The sequence below is a fragment of the Enterobacter chuandaensis genome, assembly GCF_039718975.1.
GTDB classification, from domain to species: Bacteria; Pseudomonadota; Gammaproteobacteria; order Enterobacterales; family Enterobacteriaceae; genus Enterobacter; species Enterobacter chuandaensis.
Map to the genome: position 1 here is coordinate 2,313,117 of NZ_CP097173.1, position 26,329 is coordinate 2,339,445.

The following is a 26,329-nucleotide window of genomic DNA, read 5'->3' on the forward strand; positions in this document are numbered from 1 at the left end:
TCAGTGATAGCCTTCAGTATCCGAAACTTTGCCCCGGAAGACGTAGTAGCTCCAGGCGGTGTACACCAGAATCACCGGAATGATCAGCAGGGTCCCGACCAGCATAAACAGCTGGCTGGCAGGCGGCGCCGCGGCTTCCCACAGAGTGATGTCCGGCGGAATGATGTTTGGCCACAGGCTGATACCGAGCCCGCTAAACCCGAGGAAGATCAGCCCCAGCGTCAGCAGGAAGGGGCGCGCGTGGCTGGTTGGGGTGCGGGTCAGGCGCCAGATCAGCACGCTGAACAGGCCTACCAGCAGCGGAACCGGCAGGAACCAGAAGAAGTTAGGGAAGGTGAACCAGCGGTCGGCGACGTACTGCCAGCCGAGCGGCGTCCAGACGCTCACCACCGCGATGACCACCATTAGCGCCAGCAGCACGTGGCGGGTCAACTCGCGCATACGGTTTTGCAGCGCGCCTTCACTCTTCATGATGAGCCAGGTGGTGCCCAGCAGCGTATAGGCGACGACCAGCCCGATACCGCAGAAGAGGTTGAAGGGGGTCAGCCAGTCAAGCGCAGAGCCGACGAAACGGCGGCCCTCAACGTCAAAGCCGTTGATCACCGCCCCGACGACGATCCCCTGGCTGAAGGTGGCGAGCAGGGAGCCGCCGGCGAAGGAGTAGTCCCAGAATTTACGGTGCGAGGGCGTCGCTTTAAAGCGGAACTCAAAGGCGACGCCGCGAAAGATAAGGCCGATCAGCATGGCGGTGAGGGGGATGGTGAGCGCATCAATGATCACCGCATAGGCCAGCGGAAACGCGCCGAACAGCCCCGCGCCGCCGAGCACCAGCCAGGTCTCGTTGCCGTCCCAGACGGGTGCCACGCTGTTGACCATCACATCGCGCTCTTTCGCATCGCCCACGAAGTTAAACAGCAGGCCGATCCCCAAATCAAAGCCATCCATAATGATGTACATCAGCGTGGCAAAGACGATGATGGCAAACCAGATAACAGAGATATCGACGCCCATCAGTTTCTCTCCTGTTCCGGCACAGACTCCGCGGCAGACAGCGGACGGGCAGGGGTGCCCGAGGTGTTTGACGTCAGCGTCTCGACGGGCTGCGGCCCTTTCTTAATCAGCCGGATGAGGTACACATAGCCCACGCCAAACACCGACGAGTAGACCACGAAGAACGCCAGCAGGCTGATGCTCATCTGCAGGGTGCTGTGCAGCGATACCGCGTCAATCGTGCGCAGATAGCCGTAGACGACCCACGGCTGACGCCCCACTTCGGTGGTGACCCAGCCAGCGAGCAGTGCCACCAGACCCGCGGGCCCCATGCAGAGGGCAAACCACTGGAACGCACGCGAGTGGTAGAGCCGGTGGCGATAGCGTAGCCAGAGGCTGACCAGCCCAAGGGTAATCATCAGCAGACCCATGCCGACCATGATGCGGAACGACCAGAAGATGATGGTTGAATTTGGACGATCTTCTTTCGGAAAGTCCTTCAGCGCCGGAACCTGTTTGTCCACGCTGTGCGTCAGGATAAGGCTGCCGAGCGCGGGGATCTCCAGGCCGTATTTGGTGCGTTCCTCGTCCATATCCGGCAGGCCAAACAGCAGCAGCGGGGTGGCCTCGCCGGGCGGATTTTCCCAGTGTCCCTCGATGGCGGCAATTTTGGCAGGCTGATGCTCAAGCGTGTTCAGGCCGTGCATGTCACCCACGACGGCCTGGATGGGGGCAACCAGCAGCGCCATCCACATCGCCATGGAAAACATCGTGCGCACGGCGGGCGTATCGTTACCGCGAAGCAGATGCCATGCACCCGACGCGCCGACAAACAGCGCGCTGCTCAGGAACGCGGCGATGGCCATATGAATAAGGCGGTAAGGGAAGGAGGGGTTAAAGATAATCGCCAGCCAGTCCTGCGGAATGACCTGACCGTTTTCAATGGTGAAACCCTGCGGGGTATGCATCCAGCTGTTAGAGGCAAGGATCCAGAAGGTCGACATCAGCGTGCCGAGCGCTACCATGCAGGTTGAAAAGAAGTGCAGGCCCGGCCCCACCTTATTCCAGCCGAACATCATGACGCCAAGAAAACCGGCTTCCAGGAAGAAGGCGGTTAACACCTCGTAGGTCAGCAGCGGGCCGGTGATGCTCCCCGCAAACTGTGAAAACCCGCTCCAGTTGGTGCCGAACTGATACGCCATGACCAGCCCGGAAACCACCCCCATGCCGAAGTTGACGGCAAATATCTTGAGCCAGAAGTGGTACAGCGAGCGCCAGACGTCGTTTTTGGTGCGCAGCCACATGCCTTCAAGCACGACCAGATAGCTGGCAAGACCGATGGTGATCGCCGGGAAAAGAATGTGAAACGAGACGGTAAAAGCGAACTGAATTCTGGCGAGATGGAATGCATCAAGTTCGAACATGGTCCGTACCTCTGAAGCGATGGGGCACGAGAATTGCCGGGCGATCGGGTTGCCCGGCAAAACGGTTACGGTTTACTCTTTCCGGCACCCAGCTCGGCACCGGTCAGCGGGTCGGAATGGGGATCGGACTTCGTGCGGGCAGACATCGCCTTAACCAGCGTGGCCTGCTCGGTCGTGAGCGTGACGCTGGCGCTACCATCACCGCCATCAACGGCAGGCTGGGGGGACTCAACGTAATCGAAATGTTTATCGCTGTTCCAGCTTCCGCGGACCTCTCCACCTTCTGACATATTGTAGTACTTGTTGGTGAATTCCTCGATTGGCGGCAGTTTCCCCGGCGGGAAGTTGTTACGAATTGACTGCAGCGCCTTCTCAAAGGAGAGCTGATGCGCCGCCTCGCGCGTCATCAGAAACGCCAGCGCATCTTTCACTCCGGGATCGTCAGTGACGTTAATCAGCCGTTCATAGATGATTTTTGCCCTTGCCTCTGCGGCCACGTTCGAACGCAGATCCGCCGTTGGCTCGCCGATGGTATCAACGTAGGCTGCCGTCCACGGCACGCCCGCGGAGTTCGTAAGCGGGGTGCCTCCGCCGTAGAGCAGGGAAGTGATATGGCTGTCATTACCGTTTTCGGTCATGGACCTGTACAGCTCAGCCTCATTTTCCACCCCTTCCGCCAGCGCGCCTTTGGCACCTTTATTCAGCATGCCGACCAGCGTACCGATGATTTCGAGATGGCTTAACTCTTCGGTCGCAATATCCATCAGCATATCTTTACGGCCCGGGTCGTCATCGCTCAACCCCTGGGTAAAGTAACGGCAGGCGGCAGCCAGCTCGCCCTGAGGCCCGCCAAACTGTTCCAGTAAAAGATTGGCAAGGCCAGGGTTCGGTTCAGCAACGCGAACCGTGTACTGCAGTTGTTTTACGTGTCGAAACATACAGACTCTCCTTGGTTATTTTTTCGCTTCGACACCAGATGCGTCTGAACGCAGCAGGAACTGTTCCGTCGTTTGTGGAATATGGCGAATCAGCCAGTCGGCCATTTCACGCTCTTCTGCCAGAATGGTCTCGATGGCAGGCACCGAGGCGGTATCGCCCGCTTTTTTCGCGGCGGCAAGCAGGGAGGTATAGCAGGCGATCTCAAACTGTTCGAACACATAGCCGCTGATTGAGCCTTTAACGATCTCATCAGAAGGGAACATACCGCCGATGGACTGGCCCAGTGCGGCCATTTTGCTCATCGAATCTTTTAAAACCGAACGAGAAATACCATTACGATCGAGAATTTCTTCCAGCAATGTAATTTGCCGTTTTGTCTCATTAATATGTTGCTCTATTCTGGCGCGAACATCAGGATAATTATCAATACGGCTGGCCATAGATTCCAGCATAGATTCGGCTTGCTTTTCCATCGCATGGGCATCGCGTAGCCAGTCATGGTAGTGTTCTACGTGATTCATCATTGTATCCTCATTATGGGTTCGCTTATTTGGTCTCACTTTCAGCAGCCTGATCGGCACGCGCAGCACTGTAGCCAGATAAATGGCCGACAATATTGGCGTAAATACTGATGATAATGACCCATAGCACGCTGTTCTTCCACCATATTACGGAAGGGATAGCGAGAATGAACCATATTATAGCTGCCGTTAAATGGCACCGTTTAATTGTCCTGGGACTGATGCTCATTTTATTTAACCTGTGTTATAGCGTCATTTTTGCGCTTTTTGGTTAATATTTCCAACGGCCAGATCGGTGAGTTTAAGGTCGGTCTCTTTTTCTTCTTCCAGCGTTTCGGCAAGAAGTTTAACGGCTTTTTTATAGCCCAGCTGTTCTGCTAAGGTGGCGAGGGTACCGTAACTCGCTATTTCATAATGCTCTACTTTTTGCGCAGCGGCTATTAAGGCAGCATCACGGACTTCATTTTTTTCCGTGCTTTCGATAACTTCATTGGCTTCTTCAATTAAGCCTTCCATCGCCACACATTTCATACGCTTGAGCTTGATACCGTCTTCCTGTTCAACGATCTGGTCGATACGTTCTATCTGACCCTGCGTCTCTTCAAGGTGTGCGGTAAAGGCGGCGCTCAGCTTCTCGCTGGACGCGGCACGGGCAAGCTTGCTTAGCGCTCGGGTAAGCTGCTTTTCCGCACTATAGGTATCGGACAGAAGATGAATAAAGACATCCTCAATACTTTTCATATTCATAATAATTACGCTCCGGTAAAATAAGGAAAGGGTACTGCGAGCCAGGCGGCCCGCAGCATGCTCTCTGGTTTTACTAAAAGTAAATTAAATAAGATCAGGAGTTATCAGATTTACGGCCTCCGCCGTGACTGTTCTGTCCCCCTTTCTTACCCGCTTCAGATGCGCGTTGTGGGTCGTTTTTAAAGTTACCACCGCTATGCTGGCCACCTTTACGACCTGCTTCTGATGCTTTTTCACGGTCTTCTGCGAAATTACCGGAACCACCACGATGCTCTGCCATATTAAACCTCATATTCATATATTGGTTATGTCAGTACGATACGAAAATATTCCGTATCACTCGTCGTTCGATTAATAACTCTAGTCGCTGTGCGTCATTCGTCAAATGCGTTTCGCCATTCGCGGTTGCGTTATTTTTAATTATTGATGCGTTTGCGCTTCGCCTGGACGGAAAATATGCATGGGTGGGAAGGGCTTGTAAATAAAGGTTCGGATTAGTCCTAAGTTTTGGTTAAAAAAACGGATGATTGAGGCTAATAATAATGGCGTAGTCAAATCGAATAATTTGTAAGCGGCAAGCTGGAAAGAGTTACCCCTTTGGGGTTAGTGAAAATAGTCGCTATTAATCATAAGGAAAATCCTGGAAAAAGTGGGCAAGGGTCCCGGTCAGGCGCCGGTAGCACACGGTTTGACCACTGGCGTCTTAAGATCACAAATCAGAAATTCTTCCCCCCGGAAGGAACGGCCTTCTCTACACTCCAGGTAATATTCACTGGAGGCATGACATCATGGCGAACACCATCACGGCTGATGATATTCGGGAACATTTTTCGCAGGCTATGTCGGCGATGTACCAGCAGGAAGTTCCGCAGTACGGCACCTTGCTCGAACTGGTTGCGGACGTAAACCTGGCGGTTCTGGAAAATAACCCACTATTACATGAACAACTGGCGAACGCCGACGAGCTGGCTCGCCTGAACGTGGAGCGTCACGGGGCGATCCGCGTTGGTACCGCACAAGAGCTTTCAACCCTGCGTCGTATGTTTGCCATTATGGGCATGTTCCCGGTCAGCTATTACGATCTCTCGCAGGCGGGAGTGCCGGTCCACTCAACGGCGTTTCGTCCGGTTGACGATGCGGCGCTGTGCCGTAATCCGTTTCGTATCTTTACCTCACTGCTGCGCCTTGAGCTGATTGAAAACGTGGCGTTACGCGAGCGAGCGGCAAAAATTCTCTCTCACCGGAACATCTTTACGCCGCGCTGTCTGGAACTTATCGACCTCCATGAGTCGCAAGGTCACTTTACCGAAGCGCAGGCGCATGAGTTTGTGCAGGAAGCTATCGAAACGTTCCGCTGGCACCGCCATGCAACGGTCGACCAGGAGACCTACCTTGCGCTGAGTAACGAGCACCGACTGATTGCTGACGTGGTCTGCTTCCCGGGGTGTCATATCAACCACCTTACGCCGCGCACGCTGGACATTGACCGGGTGCAGGAGCTGATGCCGAAGTACGGCATTGAGCCGAAAATTTTGATCGAAGGCCCGCCGCGTCGTGAAGTGCCGATCCTGCTGCGTCAGACCAGCTTTAAAGCCCTCGAAGAGCCGGTGCTTTTCGCCGGTGAACATAAAGGCACCCACACCGCGCGCTTCGGTGAAATTGAACAGCGCGGCGTGGCGCTGACCCCGAAAGGCCGTGAACTGTACGATAGCCTGCTGGCGCAGGCCGGAACGGGTAAAGATAACCTCACGCACCAGCTGCATCTGCGGGACATTTTCAGCGCGTTTCCGGACAGCGAGATGTTCCTGCGCCGTCAGGAGCTGGCGTATTTTCGCTACCGCCTGACCCCCGCGGGAGAGGCCCATCGTCACGCGTTTCGCCCAGGCGATGATCCGCAACCGCTGATCGAACGCGGGTGGGTAGTGGCTCAGCCGATAACCTATGAAGATTTTCTCCCGGTGAGCGCGGCAGGGATTTTCCAGTCCAATCTCGGGAATGAAACCCAGGCGCGTAGCCACGGTAATGCCAGCCGCAATGCGTTTGAAGCGGCGCTGGGCTGCCCGGTGTATGACGAGTTTACGCTCTACGAAGAAGCGGAAACGCGCAGCAAACAGCGTTGCGGTTTGCTCTGAAATCGTTACTCTTCAGGGGTGTGATGGAAAAAATAAGGTCGTTATGCAAAATCCTTCCGCCCCTGTGGTTGAGACGCGCCAGGGCGCACTGTCTGGCTTAACCGATGAAAATGTACACTGCTGGTGCGGTATTCCCTTTGCCGCGCCGCCCGTTGGCAACTGGCGCTGGCGCTCGCCACGGCCGCCAGAACGCTGGGATGGCGTTCGCGAAGCCACGTCCTTTTCCCCCTCAAGCTGGCAAAGCAGTGAATATTGTCAGGAACTGGGCGGGGGGGATCCCGGTCAGTTCTCTGAAGACTGCCTCTATCTGAACGTCTGGTCGCCCGTTGACCGAAGTGGGCCGCTGCCTGTGATGGTCTGGCTGCACGGCGGCGGGTTTACGATCGGCGCCGGAAGCCTGCCGCCCTATAATGGCAAAGCGCTGGCGGCGCGCGGCGTGGTGGTGGTCACGATTAACTACCGTCTGGGCCACCTCGGCTTTTTCGCCCATCCTGCGCTGGAGGGGGAAGAAGAGCGGGTGGTGCATAATTTTGCCCTGCTGGATCAGATCGCCGCGCTCGAATGGGTGCGGGAGAATATCGCCGCGTTTGGGGGCGACACCAATAACGTGACCCTGTTTGGTGAGTCGGCGGGGGCGCGTAGCGTGCTGTCGCTGCTGACCTCGCCGCTGGCGGAAGGGTTGTTCCATAAGGCGATTGTGCAAAGCGGATATACCCTGCCGGACACGCCGAAAAAGCAGGCCCTGCAAAAAGGGGAAGCGCTGGCCGCCCATTTCGGCCTGGAAAATGCGACGGCAGAGCAGCTGCGCGCTATCCCGCCCGAGGCGTTCTGGCCGCTCACTGCGCCGCTTAACATCGCCCCGGCGCCCATCGTTGGCGATTGCGTCCTGCCCGATGCCATGCTGGACGTCTTTTTCGCGGCCCGCCAGCATCCCGTGCCGGTGATGATTGGTTCCAACAGCGATGAAGCCAGCGTGATGGCGGTGTTTGGTGTCGATCTCGCCGGACAAATCCAGAAGCTTCGCCGCGAACGCCGCTTTGGCCTGGGGCTGATCAAGCTGCTCTATCCTGGCGTGAAAGGCGATGAGGAGCTGGGCAGGCAGGTGTGCCGCGACATGGCGTTCACCACGATGGGCTACGTAGTGATGCAGGCCCAGCAGCGTGTCGGCGGGCTTTGCTGGCGTTACTGGTTTGATTATGTGGCCGAAGCGGAACACGCCACCTATATCAACGGCGCCTGGCATGGCAACGAAGTGCCGTATGTGTTCGATACCCTCGGGCAGGTGGAGCCTTCGCGCCAGTATGTCAACGAACGGGATCTGGCGTTTGCTGCCCATGTGGCCGACTACTGGGTGAGCTTTGCGCGAGACGCAGGCCGTCGCGACAGCCTGCCCGGGCCGACGCACTGGCCCGCCTGCCGCAAAGGGCGGGACGTGCTGTTACGTATCGGAGTGAATAAACATGCAGGTTTCAGGCTTGAAAACCGCTTTATGCGTGCCCGCATGAGCCTTTTTAAGCGGGTAATGAAACACCACGTCAGCCTCGATTAAGTAAACAGGCGCGAAACGCCGCCAGCCCGTTTTCCAGACCGGGCGTTTCGCGCAGCACCAGCCGGTAGCTCGCGCCGGTTTTGACGCTGGTCTCACAGGGCCGCATCAGCCTGCCTGCGCGGACATCTTCTGCAACCAGCGTTTCGTCGGCGATGGCTACGCCGAGCCCCTGAATCGCGGCGGTAATCGCCAGATCCATCGTGTCGAAGTGTTGATTTTTGTGCATGGCAACGCCCGGACCTTCCTGTTTCGCCAGCCACAGCGACCAGTCTGTTTTATCACGCGTAGGGTGAAGAAACGTCAGCGAGTCCAGCGCGGCACCTGCCCGCACGGGGCTGAATACCGGAGTTAATGCCTCTTCAAACAGCAGATCGCCCGCGCTCATGTGCGTGCCGAAGACAATCGCTGCGTCGTAAGATTCGGTTTTGAAATTAACGTTATGATCGGTGGTGGTGGTGAGCGCGATCTGCAGATCCGGCTGTTCGCGCTCCACCTCCAGCAGACGCGGCACCAGCCAGCGCATCGCGCAGGTGGGGGCCTTGAGGCGGATCACGGTGTGCGGGCTGCGGGCCTGGTCGGCCACGCTCAGCAGCTGTTCGAAGGAGGATTGCAGTTCGGGGAGCAGGGCGCTGCCCTGCGGGGAGAGGCGCAGTCCGCGCGCGTGGCGCTCAAACAGCGGAAAGCCAAACCACGCCTCAAGGGAGGCGATCTTACGGCTCACGGCCCCCTGGGTCAGACACAGTTCTGCGGCGGCGTGGGTGAGGTTCAGGTGACGCGCGGTGACTAAAAATGCGTCGATGGCATTGAGCGGGAGCGAACGGCGCGACATAAAACACCTCAGCTATGCATTTTTCTCATGGCTATTATGACAACAATTCGATTGTCCCGGCAACGCAGATGTTGTTTGAATAGTTATGCAACGTCCATGAGAAGGGAAAGAGGATGACTTTACGAACGCCTGTGCAAACCCGCTCCAAACTTCCAGATGTGGGAACCACCATTTTTACCGTTATCGGCCAGCTCTCGGCGCAGCATAACGCGATTAACCTTTCTCAGGGCGCACCGAATTTTTCCTGCGACCCGAAGCTGATCGCGGGGGTCACCCGCGCGATGGAGGCAGGGCACAACCAGTACGCGTCGATGACCGGACTACAGCCGCTTAAAGAACGTATTGCCGATAAAATTGCTGCGCTCTACGGCACACAGTATGACCCTGCCAGCGAGGTGCTGGTGACCGCCAGCGCCAGCGAAGGGCTCTATTCGGCCATAAGCGGGCTGGTGCATCCGGGCGATGAGGTGATCTACTTCGAGCCGTCGTTTGACAGCTACGCGCCTATCGTTCGTCTTCAGGGGGCAACGCCTGTCGCCATCAAGCTCACGGTACCGGATTTTGCCGTCAACTGGGATGAAGTACAGGCGGCCATTACCCCAAAAACGCGTATGATCATCATCAATACGCCGCACAACCCGAGCGGTCAGGTCTTCTCCGCCGATGACCTGCAACAGCTGGCGGCGCTGACGCGCAATACCGACATCATTATTTTGTCTGACGAAGTGTACGAACACGTCGTGTTTGACGGCGAGCCGCACCATGGGATGGCCACGCACCCGCAGCTGGCGGAGCGCAGCGTGATTATTTCCTCTTTCGGAAAAACCTATCACGTTACCGGGTGGCGCGTCGGTTACTGTGTTGCTCCGGCGGTACTGATGGACGAGATTTGTAAAGTCCATCAATTTTTGATGTTTTCCGCCGATACGCCAATGCAGTACGCGTTTGCGGAACATATGGTCGACCCGCAAACCTGGCTGTCGCTGGCGGCGTTTTACCAGCGCAAGCGCGATCTGCTGCACAGCCTGCTGGCCGATTCGCCGTTTACTCTGCTGCCGAGCGCCGGATCGTTCTTCATGCTGGCGGACTACAGCCAGTTCAGCGACGAGCGCGACAGCGAGCTGGTGAAACGGCTGATCGTTGAGTACGGTGTTGCCACCATTCCGCTGTCGGCGTTTTATGCCGACGGTACGGATAATAAGTTGATTCGTCTCTCTTTTGCCAAAGATGAGGCAACGTTACGGGCAGGTGCCCAGGCCCTGTGTCGGGTTGAACCACGCTGTGGAGTGTGAAATGAAATTACGCGCGTTAATAGTCGGCATGGGATTGCTGTGTACCTTTTCGTCCTTCGCGGCTACCGAGCTGCGCTACGGTCTGGAAGCGGAATACCCGCCGTTTGAGAGCCGCAATGCGGCAGGCGAACTGGAAGGGTTTGACGTTGAGCTGGGTAATGCCATCTGCAAGGCCGCGGCGCTGAAATGCAGCTGGGTGGAAACCTCGTTTGATGCGCTGATCCCGGGCCTGGTGGCGAAGAAATTTGACGCCATCAACTCGGCGATGAACATTACCGACCAGCGCCGCAAGAGCATTGATTTTACCCAGCCGATCTACCGTATTCCGTCGCAGCTGGTCGGCAAGGCCGGTACGGCAGTTGAAGCCACGCCAGAAGGGCTGAAGGGTAAAACCATCGGCGTGCTGCAAGGTTCCATTCAGGAAACGTACGCGAAAGAGCACTGGGAAAAGCAGGGTGTCACCGTGGTGTCTTATAAAGATCAGAATATGGCCTGGGGCGACCTGCTGAATGGCCGCATCGACGCCTCGCTGGTCATGTCCGCGGCCGGGCAGGCAGGTTTCCTCAGCAAGCCGCAGGGTAAAGGGTTTGGCTTCATCGGCAAGCCGGTGTCTGACGACACCATCCTCGGCAGTGGGATCGGCTTTGGGTTGCGCAAAGGTGATGAGGCCACCAAAAAGCAGCTCAATGCCGCGATTGATAAAGTACGTGCCGACGGCACGATCGCTAAACTCGCTGATAAGTACTTCCCGGGTATCGATGTCAGCGTAAAATAACCGCCTCATTCGCCCCGTCAGCTGATGTCCTGACGGGGCATTTTTCTACACATTTTCCAGGCTTTCTTTACACCACTTTCGGGCCGTTCTGGTCGACAGAAAATATTTCTCACTTTGTTCAGATAATCACCGGCCAACAATTGGATTCTTAACCATTTTTGTTTAGGCTGTGCGTTCTTTCTTGCCGTCATTTCGCCGAGCGCGAAACACATTCACACGACCATAAGGACGTTTTTCCAGGCATGAATCGCAGACGTTTTCTAAAAGGCTCGCTGGCAGTGGCAGCCCTGAGCGGCACCTCTGGCCTTGCTTCCCTGTTCTCCAAAGCGGCATACGCTGCTGACTCTGACATCGCTGACGGTCAGAGCCGTCGTTTTGACTTCTCCGTACTGCAATCCATGGCGCATGACCTGGCGAAAACCCCGTGGGGTGGTGCGCCACGTCCGCTGCCGGAGACGCTGGCAACCATGACGCCGCAGGCGTACAACGCCATTCGCTACGATGAGAAGCAGTCTCTGTGGAACAACATTGAAGGGCGTCAGCTGGACGTGCAGTTCTTCCATATGGGAATGGGGTTCCGCCGCCGCGTGCGCATGTTCTCGCTGGACCAGTCCACTTCTATGGCGCGCGAGATCCACTTCCGCCCGGAGCTGTTCAGCTACGGTGAAACGGGGGTGGATACCAAACAGCTGGAAGGGCAAAGCGATCTCGGTTTTGCGGGCTTCCGCGCCTTTAAAGCGCCTGAGCTGGCGCGTCGCGATATCGTCTCTTTCCTCGGGGCGAGCTACTTCCGCGCGGTGGACGATACTTACCAGTACGGCCTTTCCGCGCGCGGCCTGGCGGTAGATACCTTTACCGACACGCCGGAAGAGTTCCCGGACTTCACCTCCTTCTGGTTTGAAACCGTCAAGCCTGGCGACACCACCTTTACCGTCTATACGCTGCTGGACAGCCCGAGCATCACCGGTGCCTACAAATTCGTGATCCACTGCGAGAAGAGCCAGGTGATCATGGAGGTGGAAAACCATCTCTACGCGCGTAAAGACATCAAGCAGCTCGGCATTGCGCCGATGACCAGCATGTTCAGCTGCGGTAATAACGAGCGACGCATGTGCGACACCATTCATCCACAAATCCATGATTCCGACCGCCTGGCGATGTGGCGCGGCAACGGGGAGTGGATCTGCCGTCCGCTGAACAACCCGCAGAAGCTGCAGTTTAATGCCTATATGGATAAGAACCCGAAAGGGTTCGGCCTGCTGCAGCTCGATCGCGATTTCTCGCACTATCAGGACGTGATGGGCTGGTATAACAAACGCCCGAGCCTGTGGGTTGAACCGCGAAACGACTGGGGTAAAGGCTCGGTTGGCCTGATGGAGATCCCAACCACCGGTGAAACGCTGGATAACGTGGTCTGCTTCTGGCAGCCGGAAAAAACAGTGAAAGCGGGTGACGAGCTGGACTTCAAATATCGCCTGTACTGGAGCGCCATGCCGCCGGTGCGTTCCCCGCTGGCTAACGTTTTTGCCACCCGTACCGGTATGGGCGGGTTCCCGGAAGGCTGGGCGCCGGGCGAAAATTACCCGAAAGTGTGGGCGCGTCGCTTTGCTATCGACTTCGTCGGAGGCGACCTGAAGGCCGCCGCGCCAAAAGGCATCGAGCCGGTGATTACGCTCTCCAGCGGTGAAGCGAAGCAGGTTGAGATCCTCTACGTTGAGCCGTTTGACGGCTATCGCATTCTGTTTGACTGGTATCCAACCTCGGATTCTACGGAGCCGGTCGATATGCGCCTGTTCCTGCGCTGCCAGGGCGATGCCATCAGCGAAACCTGGCTGTATCAGTATTTCCCGCCAGCGCCGGATAAACGTCAGTATGTTGACGATCGGGTAATGCGTTAACGATCGATTCCCTCTCCCCATGGGAGAGGGTTAGGGTGAGGGGCAATGACCGCAACACAATCCGAAACTATTCCCGTATCTGACGCTCTCGAGCTTCGCGCCGTCGAAGAGCGCTACACTGCCGACCTGCACAATCTCGTCGTCAAAAACAAAACCTTTCTGCAAACCGCCTTTGACTGGGCGCAGCACGTGGGAAGCGAGGACGATACCCGACGCAACGTGCAGAGTAACCAGATGCTGCACCAGCGCGGCTACGCCAAAATGTTTTTGATCTTCAAAGACGATGAGCTGGTCGGCGTGCTGTCGTTCAATGCGATTGAGCCCGCCAACAAAGCCGCGTACATCGGCTACTGGCTGGATGAAGCGCATCAGGGGCAGGGGATCCTCTCGCAGTCTTTACAGGCGTTTATGCGCTACTACGCCGGGCGCGGTGAGATCCGCCGTTTTGTGATCAAGTGTCGGGTGGCGAATCAGAGCAGCAACAGCGTCGCCCTGCGCAACGGTTTTACGCTGGAAGGGTGCCTGCGGGAAGCGGAATACCTGAATGGCGCCTATGACGATGTGAACATTTACGGGAAAATTTATACCCTATAGCGCCCCCAGCAGCGGCGTGCGGGTAATGCGCTGGTCACCGTTGATCACCTTTTCACCGCGCAGGTGAATGCTCTCACCAGCAAAGGCCTCTATCACCGCATCGTCGGTGATTTCTACCCGATGCTCAATCAGCACGTCGCCGCTGATGCGCGCGCGTCCCTGAATCACTACCTTATCATCCAGCATGATCGGCCCGCCGCGCAGCCATGCCTGGCCGCCGATCAGAACGTGGTGCTTGATCACGCAGTTTCCTTCGACCACCGCGTTTTCGGCCACCTGCGAGCTGTAGCGCACGGTCGGGATGGCATCGTCCTCGATACCGGCAATCACCCGGGCGTTGCCGTACACTTTGGCGCAGTCGCACACCCAGACGTTGTTGAGATCATTACCTTCGAGGATCGCGCAGTCGAACACCTCGGCGCGGTGCTCAACGAAGGCATTATTCACCATCGCCTCACCGTAGATTTGGGCCTGGTGGACAATGCGCGAACGGCTTACCGTCGCCCTGTCATAGATTTGCAGGATCTGGTCATGATCCGGCGTGAGCCCTTTGGCGGCAATGATGACGCTGTTGTGCAGGACGCGAGCGTCACCGTAGATATGGCATTCGCCCCGCACGCAGGAGTGCTGTATAGTGACGTTGTCACTTATTCGCGCCCCGTGGCTGACTTCTGCCGCGTCAAGCCAGCAATTGTCGCCTGCGTGCGCGTCATGGCTCAGGATACACGGCAGGGTAAGGCGCGCGTTGCCGGACACGGATGCCCCGGCGAACACCACGCTGTTTTCGTCGTAGATCCAGCAGTCTCCCTCCTGGGACAGGGCGCGCTCATCGTCAACCCAGCCGCCTTTCGTACCGATCGTCACATCATTAAAATCTGCCGTGGCGATAATTTGCCGCAACGTGGTCGAGTGGGTTGTTTCGCCATTTTTCCACTGCCAGTTCCGGGTTTCATCGCTGAGCCGATATTTGTTCATCATGTTATCCCTGGTGAGCGTCTCCACTAAACGTAGCAAACTTTCGGCTTTCCGTTGTGCTGGCATCCGTCGCGGAAACCCCTTAAAATGGCATTTAAAATACATTTTAAAAATTCAAATTAATGAATAACGTTAACAAATCCCAACAGGTGCTTAACCTTCCCGCAGGGTATTTTGGCATGGTGCTTGGCATCATCGGCATGGGTTTCGCCTGGCGATACGCCAGCATCCTGTGGCCGGTGACGCGCTGGCCGGGTGAGATTCTGGTCGCTCTCGCGGTTACATGCTGGTTTTTACTGACGGCGGCGTTTATTACCCGTGCAATTCGTTTCCCGCACAGCGTGCTGGCAGAGATGCGCCACCCGGTGATGAGCAGCTTCGTCAGCCTTTTTCCGGCCACGACTATGCTGGTCGCCATCGGCTTTGTCCCCTGGTTCCGTCCGGTATCGCTGGCGCTGTTCGGCGTGGGCGTGGTGGTGCAGCTTGCCTATGCTGCCTGGCAAAGCGCCGGGCTATGGCGGGGGACGCATCCGCACGAGGCCACCACGCCGGGATTATATCTGCCGACGGTGGCGAATAATTTTATCAGCGCAATGGCGTGTGGAGCCCAGGGGTTCAACGACGCAGGGCTCGTCTTCCTCGGTGCAGGCGTCTTTTCCTGGCTCAGCCTGGAGCCGGTGATCCTCCAGCGTCTTCGCAGCGCCGGAGAGCTTCCCTCCGCGCAGCGTACCTCTTTAGGCATTCAGCTGGCGCCCGCGCTGGTGGCGTGTAGCGCCTGGTTTAGCGTCAACGGTGGGGAAGCCGACACCTTCGCCAAAATGCTGTTCGGCTACGGCCTGTTGCAGCTGCTGTTTATGCTGCGCCTGCTGCCGTGGTATTTGTCTCAACCGTTTAACGCCTCCTTCTGGAGTTTTTCGTTCGGCGTGTCGGCTCTGGCTACCACGGGGCTGCATCTGGGGCATGGCAGTTCGTCTGGATTCTTCCACGCCATTGCCGTGCCGCTGTTTATCTTTACCAACCTCATCATTGGGATGCTGTTGGTTCGTACATTTATCCTGCTGATACAGGGCAAACTTCTGGTGCGCACTGATAAAGCACTGCTTATGCAATCTGAGGAAAAATAATGGCTGTCGATGAAAATTACTTCACTGAGAAATATGGCTTAACCCGTACGCATTCCGAGGTGCTGTACAGCGCGGGGATCGTTAAGCCGGGTAAAACGCTGGATCTGGGCTGCGGCAATGGCCGCAACAGCCTTTACCTGGCGGCCAACGGCTACGATGTCACCGCCTGGGATAAAAACCCGATGAGCATTGATAACATCGAGCGCATCAAAGCGGCAGAAGGGATAGCCAACCTGCATACGGCGATTAAGGATCTCAACAGCCTGAGTTTTGACGGCGAGTACGACTTCATTCTCTCCACCGTGGTGCTGATGTTCCTGGAGGCGAAAACCATCCCGGGCCTTATCGCCAATATGCAGCGCTGCACGAAACCCGGCGGCTATAACCTGATCGTTGCCGCGATGGACACGGCGGATTACCCGTGCACCGTCGGCTTCCCGTTTGCATTTAAAAGCGGTGAACTGAGCAACTACTACGAAGGGTGGGAGTTGCTCAAATACAACGAAGAGGTTGGCGAGCTGCACCGCACCGATGAAAACGGCAACCGCATTAAGCTGCGCTTTGCCACCATGCTGGCGCGCAAGCCCGCTTAACGGGCGGCCAGCAGGCAGATCTGCAGGGCAGTCCTGTAAGACGCCTCGAAGGACGACAGCGGCAGGAATTCAAACTTCGAGTGGAAGTTATGCGCGCCGGTGAAGAAGTTCGGGGTGAGTAACCCTTTTGCCGAGAGCGCCGCGCCGTCCGTGCCCCCGCGCATGGGGATGGGTTTTGGGGTAATGCCGAGCGATTCCAACGCCTCAAACATCAGGTCGATAGCGCGCCGGTCTTCACCAATCGCATTGCTGATATTGCTGTAGGTATCCTCAATGCGATACTCCACCTTTGCCGTCGGGTGTTGGGCGGCAATCAGCGCGGCGACGTCCGCGATTTGCTGCTTGCGGGCGGCAAAGCCGGTTTTATCAAAATCACGAATGTTGGCCTTTAACACGGCGTCGTTTTGCCCGGCCTGGATGCCGTTAAACCAGATATAGCCCTCGCGGCCCTCGGTGCACTCTGGCGTTTGCTGGCGGTCGAAATGGCTGATGAAATCGGTCGCCATCAGTAACGGGTTCACCAGTACGCCTTTGGCGGACATCGGGTGCGCCGTCACGCCGGTAAAGCGGATCTCAGCGGCTGCCGCGTTAAAATTCTCGTAAACAATTTCCCCCAACTCGCAGCAGTCGATGGTCCAGGCAAAATCAACGTCGAAGCGTTTCAAATCCAGCGCCTTGGCGCCGTTAAGGCCAATCTCTTCATCGGGCACAAACGCGACCACAATGTCGCCATGCTGATGTTCAGCGGTGAGGTTTTCCAGCACGGTCATCACCACGGTTACCGCTGCTTTATTATCTGCGCCTAATACGCTGGTACCGTCGCTGAAAATAATCTCTTCATCCGGATAAGCCAGAATTTCCGGGTGCTCATTCACGCGCAGCCAGATGTCTTTCTCCTTATTCAGACAGAGATCTTCACCACGAAACGTTAATATTTGCGGATGAATATCCGGTGATAAACCGACGTCAACGGTATCAATATGGGTAATAAAGCCGATGCGCGGCGCGCCGGGCACATTGCCTTTTTTTACCGCCGTCACGGTAGCGAATTCGTCAATCACGATGTCGTTTAACCCCAGCTGTGCCAGCTCTTGCGCCAGTTCCCGCGCCATGTCGTGCTGGCCCGGCGTCGAGGGCAGGGTTTTCACTTTCGGATCGCTCTGGCTGGTAATAGCGAGATAGCGGAAAAAACGGTGCGTTAATTGTCTGGAAAGCGGCGAGCCCATAGTGTTTTCTTCCTTATTTATTTTTCGGGTGTTTGCCACTTCACTTTAATGTTATTTATGAAATGGCAAAAGAATTAATTAGCCGTCGAATTAAAAAGACAGGAATAAATGATGACAAGCAAACGCACAATGTTAACGCTGGCACTCGCTGCGCTTACGGTCAGTTCCTCCGTTGCCGCGAAAACGCTGGTGTATTGCTCCGAAGGGTCGCCGGAAAACTTTAATCCTCAGTTATACACATCGGGGACCAGCGTGGATGCCAGCGCCGTGCCGGTCTATAACCGGCTGGTCGATTTCAAACCCGGCACCACGGAGCTGGTACCGAGCCTGGCAGAGCGCTGGGAGGTGAGCGACGACGGCAAGGTTTACACCTTCCATCTGCGTAAAGGGGTGAAGTTCCAGAGCAATAAATTGTTCACGCCGACCCGGGATTTTAACGCCGATGACGTGATCTTCTCGTTTATGCGTCAGAAAGACGTGAACCATCCCTATCACAACGTCTCAAACGGCAGCTATTCCAACTTTGAAAGTCTGGAGTTTGGCAGTCTGATAACCGCCATTGATAAAGTCGATGACCACACGGTGCGCTTTACCCTGGCACACCCGGAAGCGCCGTTTGTTGCCGATCTGGCATGGTATTTCGCCTCGATCCTCTCCGCGGAATATGCCGATGCGATGCTGAAAGCGGGCACGCCGGAGAAGGTGGATATGCAGCCCATCGGCACCGGGCCGTTTAAGCTGGCGCAGTATCAGAAAGATTCCCGCATTCTGTTTACGGCGTTTGCCGACTACTGGCAGGGGAAATCGAAGCTGGACCGGCTGGTCTTTACCATCACGCCGGATGCCTCGGTGCGCTTTGCCAAAATTGAGAAAAATGAGTGCCAGGTAATGCCGTTCCCGAACCCGGCGGATCTGCCGCGCATGAAGGCAAATAAGGATATTAACCTGATGAGCAAGGCGGGGCTGAATACCGGTTTTCTGGCGTTTAATACCCAAAAGCCGCCGCTGGATAACGTGAAGGTTCGTCAGGCGCTGGCGATGGCGATCAACAAACCGGCCATTATCGACGCGGTATTCCACGGCACGGGCACCGCGGCGAAAAACCTGCTGCCGCCCGGCGTCTGGAGTGCCGATAGCGAGCTGAAAGATTACGATTACGATCCTGAAAAAGCGAAAGCGCTGCTGAAAGAGGCCGGTTTTGCCAACGGGGTGAGCATCGATTTATGGGCGATGCCCGTGCAGCGGCCCTATAACCCGAATGCGAAACGCATGGCGGAGATGATTCAGGCCGACTGGGCAAAAGTGGGCGTGCAGACCAAAATTGTCACTTACGAATGGGGCGAATACCTTAAGCGCGTGAAGGGCGGTGAACATCAGGCCGCGCTGATGGGCTGGACGACCGCAACGGGCGATCCGGATAACTTCTTTGGCCCACTGTTTACCTGCACGTCTGCCAACGGCGGATCGAACTCGGCCAAATGGTGCTACCCGCCCTTTGATAAAATTATTGCCGAGGCAAAATCAATAACCGATCGCGACAAACGTGTGGCGCTGTACAAAGAGGCGCAGCAGATGATGCATGACCAGATGCCGGCGGTGATGATTGCACATTCAACGATTTTCGAACCCGTCCGCAAGGAGGTGACCGGCTACGAAATCGACCCGTTTGGCAAACATTTGTTCTGGCAGGTGGATATTCAACCGTAATTTTCACTGCCCGGTACGCTTCCGGGCAGTCTTTTCGCAATTTGTGCTCCCCGCATCATTTTTTGTCACAACAAACCCACCAGACTTTTGCTATAACTTCAAATGCATACTTGCAGATAACATGGAAAACTATCATGCGTACTCAAACTTTTTTTAAAGTTGCAGTGCTTACTGGTTTATTGGCAGTGGCGGGCTGTTCTTCAAAAGTCGCGGCTCCCGAACAATATTCAGGCTTTTTAAAAGATTATTCCGGCTTGCAGCAGACGACGTCTGCGACAGGTAAACCCACGCTGCGTTGGGTTGATCCTTCCTATAACGAAGCCAACTACGACAGCATTATCTGGACGCCAATTACCTATTATCCAGCGCCAAAACCAACGACGCAGATTGGGCAGAGAACGCTTGATGAACTGTTGAATTACACCAATAACAAAATGAAAACGGCGATTGGTACCCGTAAGCCGATTGTGACCACGCCAGGTAAACACAGCCTGATTTTCCGCGGTGCAATCACCGGGGTGAGTTCGCAGAAAGAAGGCCTGCAGTTCTATGAAGTGGTGCCGGTCGCGCTGGTGGTAGCAGGTACGCAGATGGCAACCGGCCATCGCACCATGGATACCCATCTCTTCTTTGAAGGCGAGCTGATCGACGCGGCCACCAATAAGCCGGTGATGAAGGTCGTTCGTAAAGGCGAAGGTAAAGAGCTGAATAACGAAAGTACGCCGATGACCTTTGCGACGCTGAAGCAGGTTGTTGACGACATGGCGACGGATGCCACCATGTTTGACGTGAAGAAAACCACGAAATAACGTAAAACGGCCTGCATCGCGCAGGCCGTTTTTCTTACGCCGTACGCAGGCGCCTGAACCAGGTTTCTGGTTTCGTAAACATCACCATATTCCCGCCCAGAATCAGCAGTAAACCGACGATGCCGTTGATATGCCAGACGTAGCCTTCATACACCGTTGAGATGGAGAGCGCCACCAGCGGGAAGAGCAGCGTACTGTAGGCCGCTTTCCCGGGGCCAATGCGTCCTACCAGGGTGAAGTAAGCGCCAAAGGCAATGACCGAACCAAACAGGGCCAGATAAAGCAGCGCGCCCATGTAACTCACCGTCCATTCCGGGGCAAAACTGTCGCCTCTGAAAAGCGCAATACATCCCATCACCAGCGTACCGTAAAGCATCGCCCAGGCGTTGGTGGTCATGGTTTCCAGACCTCTGCGCTGATGACGCATGCTGATCATATTGCCCAGCGAAAAACCGTACGTGCCGAGGGCGGAAAGACCAATGCCCGTCAGCAGCGAGGCGCTCCAGCCGCTGGCCAGCAGGTCGTCCCAGAAAAGGGTAACAATTCCGATAAGACCCAACGTCGCCGCCGTCCAGAACCGCGCAGGCGGGCGCTGACCGAAGAAAATAAAGCAGTTAATGGCGTTGTAGAGCACCGCCATGGAAAAGATCACCGATTCCAGCCCGGTGTTGATATGCGCCGCCGCGGTATAAAAACACCAGAAGTTAAAGCAGAACACGCAGCATCCCTGCAACATGCAAAACAGATGATCGCGCAGCGCCAGCTTGCGCAGTCGGCGCAGGGCGAGCAGCACAACCATCATCGTGGCGCTGGCCACGGCGAAGCGCCAGAAAATAGACACCGGGGCCGCCACGGGGCCTTGCTGCAGGAAAATGGCAATCCAGGTGGTTCCCCAGATGATCACGACCAGTCCATATAATAATGCGTTCATACCTTTTCTCTTCTTAAACCACAGAAGCCGCCAGTATGGCGCTGGGATCGGTCAGGGGCTTTCACCGGCTTGCGGTGGACTTGCAAAATCTTGCGCTTTTTTCTTTTCCGGGGGCTGGCAACGGGAGAAAACAATTCTTAGACTGACAGTTCACTCAATAACGCGCTAACGGTTATGTCTCACGCTTACGATACCTTTGAAACGCTACGCCAGCAGAATGCGGTGCTCCGGGAAACGGTCGCGCTCAATTCCGGCATCCAGCTGGCGGCGTGGTACAACAAGCACGACACGATAACGGTTAAAAGCAACCATCACACCCTCAGCCTGTACGTGGCCGACGGCTACGAGAGCTATCAAAAAACGCCGGGCGGCTGGAAGAACGGCGGGGGACCGGACCGTTTCTGTCTGATGCCGAAAGAGAGCGAATCGACGTGGGACATCCGTGATGACCTGTCGTTTGTGCATCTCTACTGCACCGATGAACATCTGCGCGATGTGGGGGAAAAAATCTGGGACAAACGGCCGCTCTCGCTGACGCTGGACGAGCGCATTTTTGGCAGCGATCCGAAGATCACCGCGCTGTACCGCCAGTTTTTGCTTGGCTGTGACTGGCAGCAGCAGGCCAATCTGCTCACCCTGAGTACGGCCTCCACGCTGCTGTTGACCCATTTACTGCAAAACTACGCCAACGTTCAGTGGAAGCTGCCGGTCGTCACCGGCGGGCTATCGCCCTTTGTGCTGCGTAACGTGCTGGCGTTTATCGAAGAGAACCTCGGGCAGCCGCTGACGCTGGCCGAGCTGGCGGCGCAGGCCGCCCTCAGCGAATACCATTTTGCCCGCATGTTCCGTCAGTCGACGGGGCAGGCGCCGCATCAGTACGTCATGCAAAGGCGCATGGAAAAAGCGAAAAACCTGGTGCAGCATACCTCGATGCCACTGACGGATATCGCCCTGGCCTGCGGGTTTAACTCCGCCAGCCATTTCAGTAACCGTTTCCGCAGCGTCATGGGCATCACGCCGTCCCAGCTACGCGCGACGAGCGCGTGAGAACAGAGCATAGCTTACGCCGCCCAGCACCAACCCCCAGAATGCCGAGCCGATGCCCAGGATCGTGACGCCGCTTGCGGTCATCAAAAACGTGACGATAGCCGCGTCGCGCTCCGCTTCATGATTCAGCGCCTGGTATAAACTCCCACTGATGGTACCCAGCAGCGCCAGACCCGCCAGCGTCTGGATCCAGCTGAGGGGCAGCGCAGCCATTATCCCGGTGATGGAACCGCCGAACACTCCCGCCAGCAGATAAAACCCACCGGCCGCGATGGCCGCCAGCCAGCGTTTACCGGCATCCGGATGGGCATCAGGGCTTTGACAAATGGCGGCGGTAATCGCCGCAATGCAGATGGAAAAGACGCCGAAAGGAGAAAGCAGCAGCGCCAGCCCGCCGGTAAAGATGATGAGCGGTGAGACCGCCACCGGGTAACCGGAGGCTTTCATCGTCGCGAACCCGGGAGCATTCTGCGAGGCCATGGTCACCAGGAAGAAGGGGACGCCGATGCTCACCATGCTGGTGAAGGTGAACGTGGGCGCAATAAACTGAGGCATCACGAGAGAAAACGTTAGCTTATCGGTGACAACGTCACCTCCCGTCCACGCTACGATCCCCCCGACCAGCAGCGTCACCACGATGGCATAGCGCGGAGCCAGCGCTTTTGCCAGCAGCCACGCCGCAATCATGCTGCCGCACAGCAGAAAGTGTCCCTCAAGATGCGCAAACGCATGCAGGCCAAACTGTAGCAACACCCCAGCCAGCATGGCCGCAGCCAGTGAATGCGGGACAAGCTTCATCAGGCGGGCGAAAAGCCCGGTAATACCGCAGAGTAAAATGAGCGCGTTAGCAAAAATGAAAACGCCGATCGTTTCGGCCAGCGTCACGCCGTGCAGACTGGTGGCAAGCAGCGCCGCGCCGGGCGTCGACCAGGCGGTCAGCACCGGCGCTTTGTACCACCAGGAAAGCGCCAGCGTGCTGATGCCCATCCCAATCCCCAGCGCGGTCATCCAGCCCGCAATTTGCTGCGCGCTGGCGCCTGCCGCTGCGGCAGCCTGCCAGATGATGGCGGCCGAACTGGCGTAACCGACCAGCACGGCGACAAAGCCAGCCAGGACGGCTGGCATGAGATGAGATGAAGGGCGCATGGAAACTCCGTTGTGCGTTATAACGTCCGCGATAAGGTAACACTGTGCGCTATAGCGTACAAGTGGTATGCTGATAGCCATCAGGAGGGCACATGGACATCACACTACATCTTGCAACAACGCTGAAAACGCTGCGTCAGGCGCGCGGCTGGAGTTTGTCGAAGCTGGCGGACGAGACGGGCGTTTCAAAAGCGATGCTTGGGCAAATCGAACGTAATGAATCGAGCCCGACGGTATCAACGCTGTGGAAAATCGCCACCGGGCTGAACGTTCCGTTTTCTGCGTTCATCACGCCGGAGGCGGACAGGCAGGCTGTTTTTGACCCTCAGCAGCAGGCGATGGTGGTGAAACCGCTTTTTCCCTGGGATGAGACGCTCCGGTTCGATCATTTCTCCATCACGCTGGCGCCTGGTACCCTGAGTGAGTCCACGCCGCACGAGGCGGGCGTGATTGAACATGTGGTGGTCATCAGCGGCGAGCTGGGGATGAACATTAACGGCGAGTGGCAGACGCTTTCAGCCGATTCGGGCATCCGTTTTGCCGGGGATAAACCGCACGCGTACCGCAACAGCAGCGACCGGCCGGTGCATTTTCACTCTCTGATCCATTATCCCCGCTGACGCTACGCAAAACTGTTTCGCTGGCGCAGACTTCTGACTACAATAGCCGCCATTTTGACCATAACGGATAACGACGAAGTATGCGCCTGCAATCCCATCATCTTGAACTTTTAAGCCCGGCCCGCGACGCCGCCATTGCCCGTGAAGCGATCCTTCATGGCGCTGACGCCGTCTACATCGGCGGCCCTGGCTTCGGTGCCCGCCATAACGCCAGCAACAGCCTGCGCGATATTGCCGAACTGGTGCCGTTCGCCCACCGTTTTGGGGCGAAAGTGTTCGTAACCCTGAACACCATTCTTCATGATGATGAGCTGGAACCTGCGCAGCGTCTGATTACCGATCTCTACCAGACCGGCGTCGATGCCCTGATTGTTCAAGACATGGGCGTTCTGGAGCTGGATATTCCACCTGTCGAGCTCCATGCCAGCACCCAGTGCGATATTCGCACGGTTGAGAAGGCGAAGTTTCTTTCCGATGTGGGCTTTTCGCAGATCGTTCTGGCGCGCGAGCTGAACCTCAATCAGATCCGCGATATTCACCAGGCCACCGACGCGACGATTGAATTCTTTATCCACGGCGCGCTGTGCGTGGCCTATTCTGGTCAGTGCAACATTTCCCACGCCCAGACGGGGCGCAGCGCCAACCGCGGCGACTGCTCGCAGGCCTGCCGTCTGCCGTATACCCTGAAAGACGATCAGGGCCGCGTGGTGGCGTTTGAGAAACACCTGCTCTCCATGAAGGATAACGATCAGACCGCCAACCTGGGCGCGCTGATTGATGCAGGCGTGCGTTCCTTCAAAATTGAAGGGCGCTACAAAGACATGAGCTACGTGAAGAACATCACCGCGCACTATCGCCAGATGCTGGATGCCATCATCGACGATCGCGGAGACCTGGCGCGCGCCTCGGCTGGTCGTACCGAGCATTTCTTTATTCCGTCGACGGACAAGACCTTCCACCGCGGCAGCACGGACTATTTCGTGAATGCCCGTAAAGGGGATATCGGCGCGTTTGATTCACCGAAGTTTATCGGTTTACCGGTCGGCGAAGTGCTTAAAGTGGCGAAAGATCATCTGGACGTCGAAGTGACGGAGCCGCTGGCAAACGGTGATGGCCTGAACGTGATGATCAAGCGTGAAGTCGTGGGTTTCCGCGCTAACACGGTCGAAAAAACCGGCGAGAATCGCTACCGCGTATGGCCGAATGAAATGCCTGCCGATCTCTACAAAGCGCGACCAAACGCGCCGCTCAACCGTAACCTGGATCACAACTGGCAGCAGGCATTGCTGAAAACCTCCAGCGAGCGTCGCATCGCGGTGGACATTGAGCTGGGCGGCTGGGAAGAGCAGCTGATCCTGACCATGACCTGTGAAGACGGTATCAGCGTAACGCATACGCTCGATGGCCAGTTCGAGGTGGCAAATAACGCGGAAAAAGCGCTTAACAGCCTCAAGGACGGCGTGGCGAAGCTGGGTCAGACGATTTACTACGCGCGCGCTATCGAGGTTAATCTGCCGGACGCGCTGTTCGTGCCGAACAGCCTGCTTAACCAGTTCCGCCGTGAAACGGCAGAGATGCTGGATGCCGCACGCCTGGCGCACTATCCGCGCGGCAGCCGTAAGGCCGAATCTGTTCCTGCACCCGTGTACCCGGACACCCATTTATCCTTCCTGGCGAACGTTTACAACCATAAAGCGCGTGAATTCTATCATCGCCATGGCGTGCAGCTGATCGACGCGGCCTATGAAGCGCATGAAGAGAAGGGCGATGTGCCGGTAATGATCACCAAGCACTGCCTGCGTTTTGCTTTTAACCTGTGCCCGAAACAGGCGAAAGGGAATATCAAAAGCTGGAAGGCAACCCCCATGCAGCTGGTCAACGGTGACGAAGTCCTGACTCTGAAGTTTGACTGTCGTCCTTGCGAAATGCATGTTATCGGCAAGATGAAGAACCACATTTTCAAAATGCCACCGCCGGGCAGCATCGTTGCGTCCGTGAGCCCGGACGATCTGATGAAAACCCTTCCGAAACGTAAGGGCAGTTAATTACCTTACGTGCGTGTCCGGTTTGCGCGATTTCTGCCACAGGTGGTGTTCGCGCAAACCCTCCGCTGACTCTTCTGCCGCGCTGCGTAGCTCGTCGCTGTCGGCCTCATGCCGCAGCTGATGCTCCACATTCTTTACCCAAATATATTCATGGCCTTTGTGCCCGGCCATCAGCTGGCCTGAAAATAGCGCACAAATAAGCATAATAAGAGATAACCCTTTTTTAAACATGGATTCACCGCTGAATGATATCGCGGAATAATCATGCCGATTATTTCTTCTTGTTATTATTCAATAATTCAAATTAGCGCAAAGAAAGTGTCAAATAATGTGCGTCTGGATTTTTTCTTAGGAAATATCCTAAATATGACTCGCGCTGTGTAAACTACCTGTTCTGGTACGCAAACAGACGTTTA

General features: G+C 56.3%; 26 protein-coding genes. 13 read left to right on the top strand and 13 right to left on the bottom strand.

What is annotated here, in order from left to right; translation table 11 throughout:
• From cydB to MX657_RS11360, 7 genes are all read right to left on the bottom strand, one after another.
• Positions 1-1,011, bottom strand: coding sequence for a cytochrome d ubiquinol oxidase subunit II (gene cydB, locus MX657_RS11330; protein WP_080327135.1), 1,011 nt, complete (start codon positions 1,009-1,011; stop codon positions 1-3).
• Positions 1,011-2,414 (bottom strand): cytochrome ubiquinol oxidase subunit I, encoded by a 1,404-nt coding sequence (locus MX657_RS11335; RefSeq protein ID WP_346808515.1) that lies wholly within the window; start codon positions 2,412-2,414, stop codon positions 1,011-1,013. The genes cydB and MX657_RS11335 overlap by 1 nt, the downstream gene beginning before the upstream one ends.
• 65 nt (positions 2,415-2,479) lie before the next feature.
• A complete protein-coding gene (locus tag MX657_RS11340; RefSeq protein WP_080327133.1) occupies positions 2,480-3,352 on the bottom strand; it encodes a manganese catalase family protein in 873 nt (290 codons plus the stop codon).
• A 15-nt stretch (positions 3,353-3,367) separates the two neighbouring features.
• Positions 3,368-3,874 carry a ferritin-like domain-containing protein gene (locus MX657_RS11345; RefSeq protein WP_080327132.1) on the bottom strand — a complete coding sequence of 169 codons (507 nt, stop codon included), beginning with the start codon at positions 3,872-3,874 and terminating at the stop codon, positions 3,368-3,370.
• Between the two features lie 25 nt (positions 3,875-3,899).
• Positions 3,900-4,103, bottom strand: coding sequence for a hypothetical protein (locus MX657_RS11350; protein WP_013096662.1), 204 nt, complete (start codon positions 4,101-4,103; stop codon positions 3,900-3,902).
• 23 nt (positions 4,104-4,126) lie between these two features.
• Positions 4,127-4,621 carry a ferritin-like domain-containing protein gene (locus MX657_RS11355; protein WP_080327131.1) on the bottom strand — a complete coding sequence of 165 codons (495 nt, stop codon included), beginning with the start codon at positions 4,619-4,621 and terminating at the stop codon, positions 4,127-4,129.
• Between the two features lie 94 nt (positions 4,622-4,715).
• Positions 4,716-4,901, bottom strand: a complete 186-nt coding sequence (locus tag MX657_RS11360) for a general stress protein (protein ID WP_004150795.1) — start codon at positions 4,899-4,901, stop codon at positions 4,716-4,718.
• A 508-nt stretch (positions 4,902-5,409) separates the two neighbouring features.
• On the opposite strand from MX657_RS11360, the gene hglS reads away from it, so the two are divergent.
• Both hglS and MX657_RS11370 read left to right on the top strand, forming a co-directional pair.
• Complete coding sequence (gene hglS / locus MX657_RS11365) at positions 5,410-6,753, top strand: 2-oxoadipate dioxygenase/decarboxylase HglS (protein WP_080327129.1); 1,344 nt, start codon at positions 5,410-5,412, stop codon at positions 6,751-6,753.
• A gap of 43 nt (positions 6,754-6,796) precedes the next feature.
• The gene (locus MX657_RS11370) at positions 6,797-8,302 is read left to right on the top strand and encodes a carboxylesterase/lipase family protein (protein WP_346808516.1); all 1,506 of its coding nucleotides are present in this window, start codon (positions 6,797-6,799) and stop codon (positions 8,300-8,302) included.
• Here MX657_RS11370 and MX657_RS11375 read toward each other — a convergent pair.
• A complete protein-coding gene (locus MX657_RS11375; protein WP_218729030.1) occupies positions 8,289-9,131 on the bottom strand; it encodes a LysR family transcriptional regulator in 843 nt (280 codons plus the stop codon). The genes MX657_RS11370 and MX657_RS11375 overlap by 14 nt on opposite strands.
• 113 nt (positions 9,132-9,244) lie before the next feature.
• Here MX657_RS11375 and MX657_RS11380 point away from each other — a divergent pair, with 113 nt between their 5' ends.
• The 4 genes from MX657_RS11380 (at position 9,245) to rimL (ending at position 13,690) form a co-directional block, all read left to right on the top strand.
• Complete coding sequence (locus tag MX657_RS11380) at positions 9,245-10,423, top strand: pyridoxal phosphate-dependent aminotransferase (protein ID WP_346808517.1); 1,179 nt, start codon at positions 9,245-9,247, stop codon at positions 10,421-10,423.
• A 1-nt stretch (position 10,424) separates the two neighbouring features.
• Positions 10,425-11,198 (top strand): transporter substrate-binding domain-containing protein, encoded by a 774-nt coding sequence (locus MX657_RS11385; protein ID WP_346808518.1) that lies wholly within the window; start codon positions 10,425-10,427, stop codon positions 11,196-11,198.
• 242 nt (positions 11,199-11,440) lie between these two features.
• Positions 11,441-13,096 (top strand): glucan biosynthesis protein D, encoded by a 1,656-nt coding sequence (locus tag MX657_RS11390; protein WP_080327124.1) that lies wholly within the window; start codon positions 11,441-11,443, stop codon positions 13,094-13,096.
• 45 nt (positions 13,097-13,141) lie between these two features.
• Positions 13,142-13,690, top strand: coding sequence for a 50S ribosomal protein L7/L12-serine acetyltransferase (rimL, locus tag MX657_RS11395; RefSeq protein ID WP_080327123.1), 549 nt, complete (start codon positions 13,142-13,144; stop codon positions 13,688-13,690).
• On the opposite strand, the gene ydcK is transcribed toward rimL, so the two are convergent.
• Positions 13,685-14,665: a YdcK family protein gene (ydcK, locus tag MX657_RS11400; protein ID WP_346808549.1), complete on the bottom strand. Its 981-nt coding sequence runs from the start codon at positions 14,663-14,665 to the stop codon at positions 13,685-13,687. The two genes, rimL and ydcK, sit on opposite strands and share 6 nt — an antisense overlap.
• A gap of 122 nt (positions 14,666-14,787) precedes the next feature.
• On the opposite strand from ydcK, the gene tehA reads away from it, so the two are divergent.
• Both tehA and tehB read left to right on the top strand, forming a co-directional pair.
• On the top strand, positions 14,788-15,789 hold the full coding sequence (tehA, locus tag MX657_RS11405) for a dicarboxylate transporter/tellurite-resistance protein TehA (RefSeq protein WP_346808519.1): 1,002 nt from the start codon (positions 14,788-14,790) through the stop codon (positions 15,787-15,789).
• Positions 15,789-16,382 carry a tellurite resistance methyltransferase TehB gene (gene tehB, locus MX657_RS11410; RefSeq protein ID WP_080327120.1) on the top strand — a complete coding sequence of 198 codons (594 nt, stop codon included), beginning with the start codon at positions 15,789-15,791 and terminating at the stop codon, positions 16,380-16,382. Before tehA ends, tehB begins: the two co-directional genes overlap by 1 nt.
• Here tehB and pepT read toward each other — a convergent pair.
• Positions 16,379-17,608, bottom strand: a complete 1,230-nt coding sequence (gene pepT / locus MX657_RS11415; RefSeq protein WP_346808520.1) for a peptidase T — start codon at positions 17,606-17,608, stop codon at positions 16,379-16,381. The two genes, tehB and pepT, sit on opposite strands and share 4 nt — an antisense overlap.
• Before the next feature lie 111 nt (positions 17,609-17,719).
• On the opposite strand from pepT, the gene MX657_RS11420 reads away from it, so the two are divergent.
• The gene (locus MX657_RS11420; protein WP_119915609.1) at positions 17,720-19,315 is read left to right on the top strand and encodes an ABC transporter substrate-binding protein; all 1,596 of its coding nucleotides are present in this window, start codon (positions 17,720-17,722) and stop codon (positions 19,313-19,315) included.
• Between the two features lie 134 nt (positions 19,316-19,449).
• Positions 19,450-20,124, top strand: a complete 675-nt coding sequence (locus MX657_RS11425) for a DUF3313 domain-containing protein (RefSeq protein ID WP_119915610.1) — start codon at positions 19,450-19,452, stop codon at positions 20,122-20,124.
• Positions 20,125-20,158: 34 nt separating this feature from the next.
• Here the strand turns inward: MX657_RS11425 and MX657_RS11430 are convergent, their stop codons facing one another.
• Positions 20,159-21,055, bottom strand: coding sequence for a DMT family transporter (locus tag MX657_RS11430; protein ID WP_080327116.1), 897 nt, complete (start codon positions 21,053-21,055; stop codon positions 20,159-20,161).
• A gap of 174 nt (positions 21,056-21,229) precedes the next feature.
• Between MX657_RS11430 and MX657_RS11435 the strand changes: the two genes are divergently transcribed.
• Entirely contained in the window at positions 21,230-22,102 is an 873-nt protein-coding gene (locus MX657_RS11435) for a helix-turn-helix transcriptional regulator (protein ID WP_346805811.1), read from the top strand.
• Here the strand turns inward: MX657_RS11435 and MX657_RS11440 are convergent.
• Complete coding sequence (locus tag MX657_RS11440) at positions 22,082-23,248, bottom strand: benzoate/H(+) symporter BenE family transporter (protein WP_346805812.1); 1,167 nt, start codon at positions 23,246-23,248, stop codon at positions 22,082-22,084. The two genes, MX657_RS11435 and MX657_RS11440, sit on opposite strands and share 21 nt — an antisense overlap.
• A 92-nt stretch (positions 23,249-23,340) precedes the next feature.
• Between MX657_RS11440 and MX657_RS11445 the strand changes: the two genes are divergently transcribed.
• Together MX657_RS11445 and MX657_RS11450 are read left to right on the top strand one after the other, a co-directional pair.
• On the top strand, positions 23,341-23,868 hold the full coding sequence (locus MX657_RS11445; protein ID WP_346805813.1) for a helix-turn-helix domain-containing protein: 528 nt from the start codon (positions 23,341-23,343) through the stop codon (positions 23,866-23,868).
• 80 nt (positions 23,869-23,948) lie between these two features.
• The gene (locus tag MX657_RS11450) at positions 23,949-25,913 is read left to right on the top strand and encodes a peptidase U32 family protein (RefSeq protein WP_080327112.1); all 1,965 of its coding nucleotides are present in this window, start codon (positions 23,949-23,951) and stop codon (positions 25,911-25,913) included.
• Here MX657_RS11450 and MX657_RS11455 read toward each other — a convergent pair whose 3' ends face one another.
• Complete coding sequence (locus tag MX657_RS11455; protein WP_080327111.1) at positions 25,914-26,144, bottom strand: DUF2554 family protein; 231 nt, start codon at positions 26,142-26,144, stop codon at positions 25,914-25,916. It abuts the gene before it with no gap.
• Positions 26,145-26,329 lie beyond the last annotated feature (185 nt).

Excerpts from the sequence above, each read along its gene's own strand:
- cydB (WP_080327135.1), bottom strand. The coding sequence starts at position 1,011 with ATGGGCGTCGATATCTCTGTTATCTGGTTTGCCATCATCGTCTTTGCC.
- MX657_RS11335 (WP_346808515.1), bottom strand. The coding sequence starts at position 2,414 with ATGTTCGAACTTGATGCATTCCATCTCGCCAGAATTCAGTTCGCTTTT.
- MX657_RS11340 (WP_080327133.1), bottom strand. The coding sequence starts at position 3,352 with ATGTTTCGACACGTAAAACAACTGCAGTACACGGTTCGCGTTGCTGAA.
- MX657_RS11345 (WP_080327132.1), bottom strand. The coding sequence starts at position 3,874 with ATGAATCACGTAGAACACTACCATGACTGGCTACGCGATGCCCATGCG.
- MX657_RS11350 (WP_013096662.1), bottom strand. The coding sequence starts at position 4,103 with ATGAGCATCAGTCCCAGGACAATTAAACGGTGCCATTTAACGGCAGCT.
- MX657_RS11355 (WP_080327131.1), bottom strand. The coding sequence starts at position 4,621 with ATGAATATGAAAAGTATTGAGGATGTCTTTATTCATCTTCTGTCCGAT.
- MX657_RS11360 (WP_004150795.1), bottom strand. The coding sequence starts at position 4,901 with ATGGCAGAGCATCGTGGTGGTTCCGGTAATTTCGCAGAAGACCGTGAA.
- hglS (WP_080327129.1), top strand. The coding sequence starts at position 5,410 with ATGGCGAACACCATCACGGCTGATGATATTCGGGAACATTTTTCGCAG.
- MX657_RS11370 (WP_346808516.1), top strand. The coding sequence starts at position 6,797 with ATGCAAAATCCTTCCGCCCCTGTGGTTGAGACGCGCCAGGGCGCACTG.
- MX657_RS11375 (WP_218729030.1), bottom strand. The coding sequence starts at position 9,131 with ATGTCGCGCCGTTCGCTCCCGCTCAATGCCATCGACGCATTTTTAGTC.
- MX657_RS11380 (WP_346808517.1), top strand. The coding sequence starts at position 9,245 with ATGACTTTACGAACGCCTGTGCAAACCCGCTCCAAACTTCCAGATGTG.
- MX657_RS11385 (WP_346808518.1), top strand. The coding sequence starts at position 10,425 with ATGAAATTACGCGCGTTAATAGTCGGCATGGGATTGCTGTGTACCTTT.
- MX657_RS11390 (WP_080327124.1), top strand. The coding sequence starts at position 11,441 with ATGAATCGCAGACGTTTTCTAAAAGGCTCGCTGGCAGTGGCAGCCCTG.
- rimL (WP_080327123.1), top strand. The coding sequence starts at position 13,142 with ATGACCGCAACACAATCCGAAACTATTCCCGTATCTGACGCTCTCGAG.
- ydcK (WP_346808549.1), bottom strand. The coding sequence starts at position 14,665 with ATGAACAAATATCGGCTCAGCGATGAAACCCGGAACTGGCAGTGGAAA.
- tehA (WP_346808519.1), top strand. The coding sequence starts at position 14,788 with ATGAATAACGTTAACAAATCCCAACAGGTGCTTAACCTTCCCGCAGGG.
- tehB (WP_080327120.1), top strand. The coding sequence starts at position 15,789 with ATGGCTGTCGATGAAAATTACTTCACTGAGAAATATGGCTTAACCCGT.
- pepT (WP_346808520.1), bottom strand. The coding sequence starts at position 17,608 with ATGGGCTCGCCGCTTTCCAGACAATTAACGCACCGTTTTTTCCGCTAT.
- MX657_RS11420 (WP_119915609.1), top strand. The coding sequence starts at position 17,720 with ATGACAAGCAAACGCACAATGTTAACGCTGGCACTCGCTGCGCTTACG.
- MX657_RS11425 (WP_119915610.1), top strand. The coding sequence starts at position 19,450 with ATGCGTACTCAAACTTTTTTTAAAGTTGCAGTGCTTACTGGTTTATTG.
- MX657_RS11430 (WP_080327116.1), bottom strand. The coding sequence starts at position 21,055 with ATGAACGCATTATTATATGGACTGGTCGTGATCATCTGGGGAACCACC.
- MX657_RS11435 (WP_346805811.1), top strand. The coding sequence starts at position 21,230 with ATGTCTCACGCTTACGATACCTTTGAAACGCTACGCCAGCAGAATGCG.
- MX657_RS11440 (WP_346805812.1), bottom strand. The coding sequence starts at position 23,248 with ATGCGCCCTTCATCTCATCTCATGCCAGCCGTCCTGGCTGGCTTTGTC.
- MX657_RS11445 (WP_346805813.1), top strand. The coding sequence starts at position 23,341 with ATGGACATCACACTACATCTTGCAACAACGCTGAAAACGCTGCGTCAG.
- MX657_RS11450 (WP_080327112.1), top strand. The coding sequence starts at position 23,949 with ATGCGCCTGCAATCCCATCATCTTGAACTTTTAAGCCCGGCCCGCGAC.
- MX657_RS11455 (WP_080327111.1), bottom strand. The coding sequence starts at position 26,144 with ATGTTTAAAAAAGGGTTATCTCTTATTATGCTTATTTGTGCGCTATTT.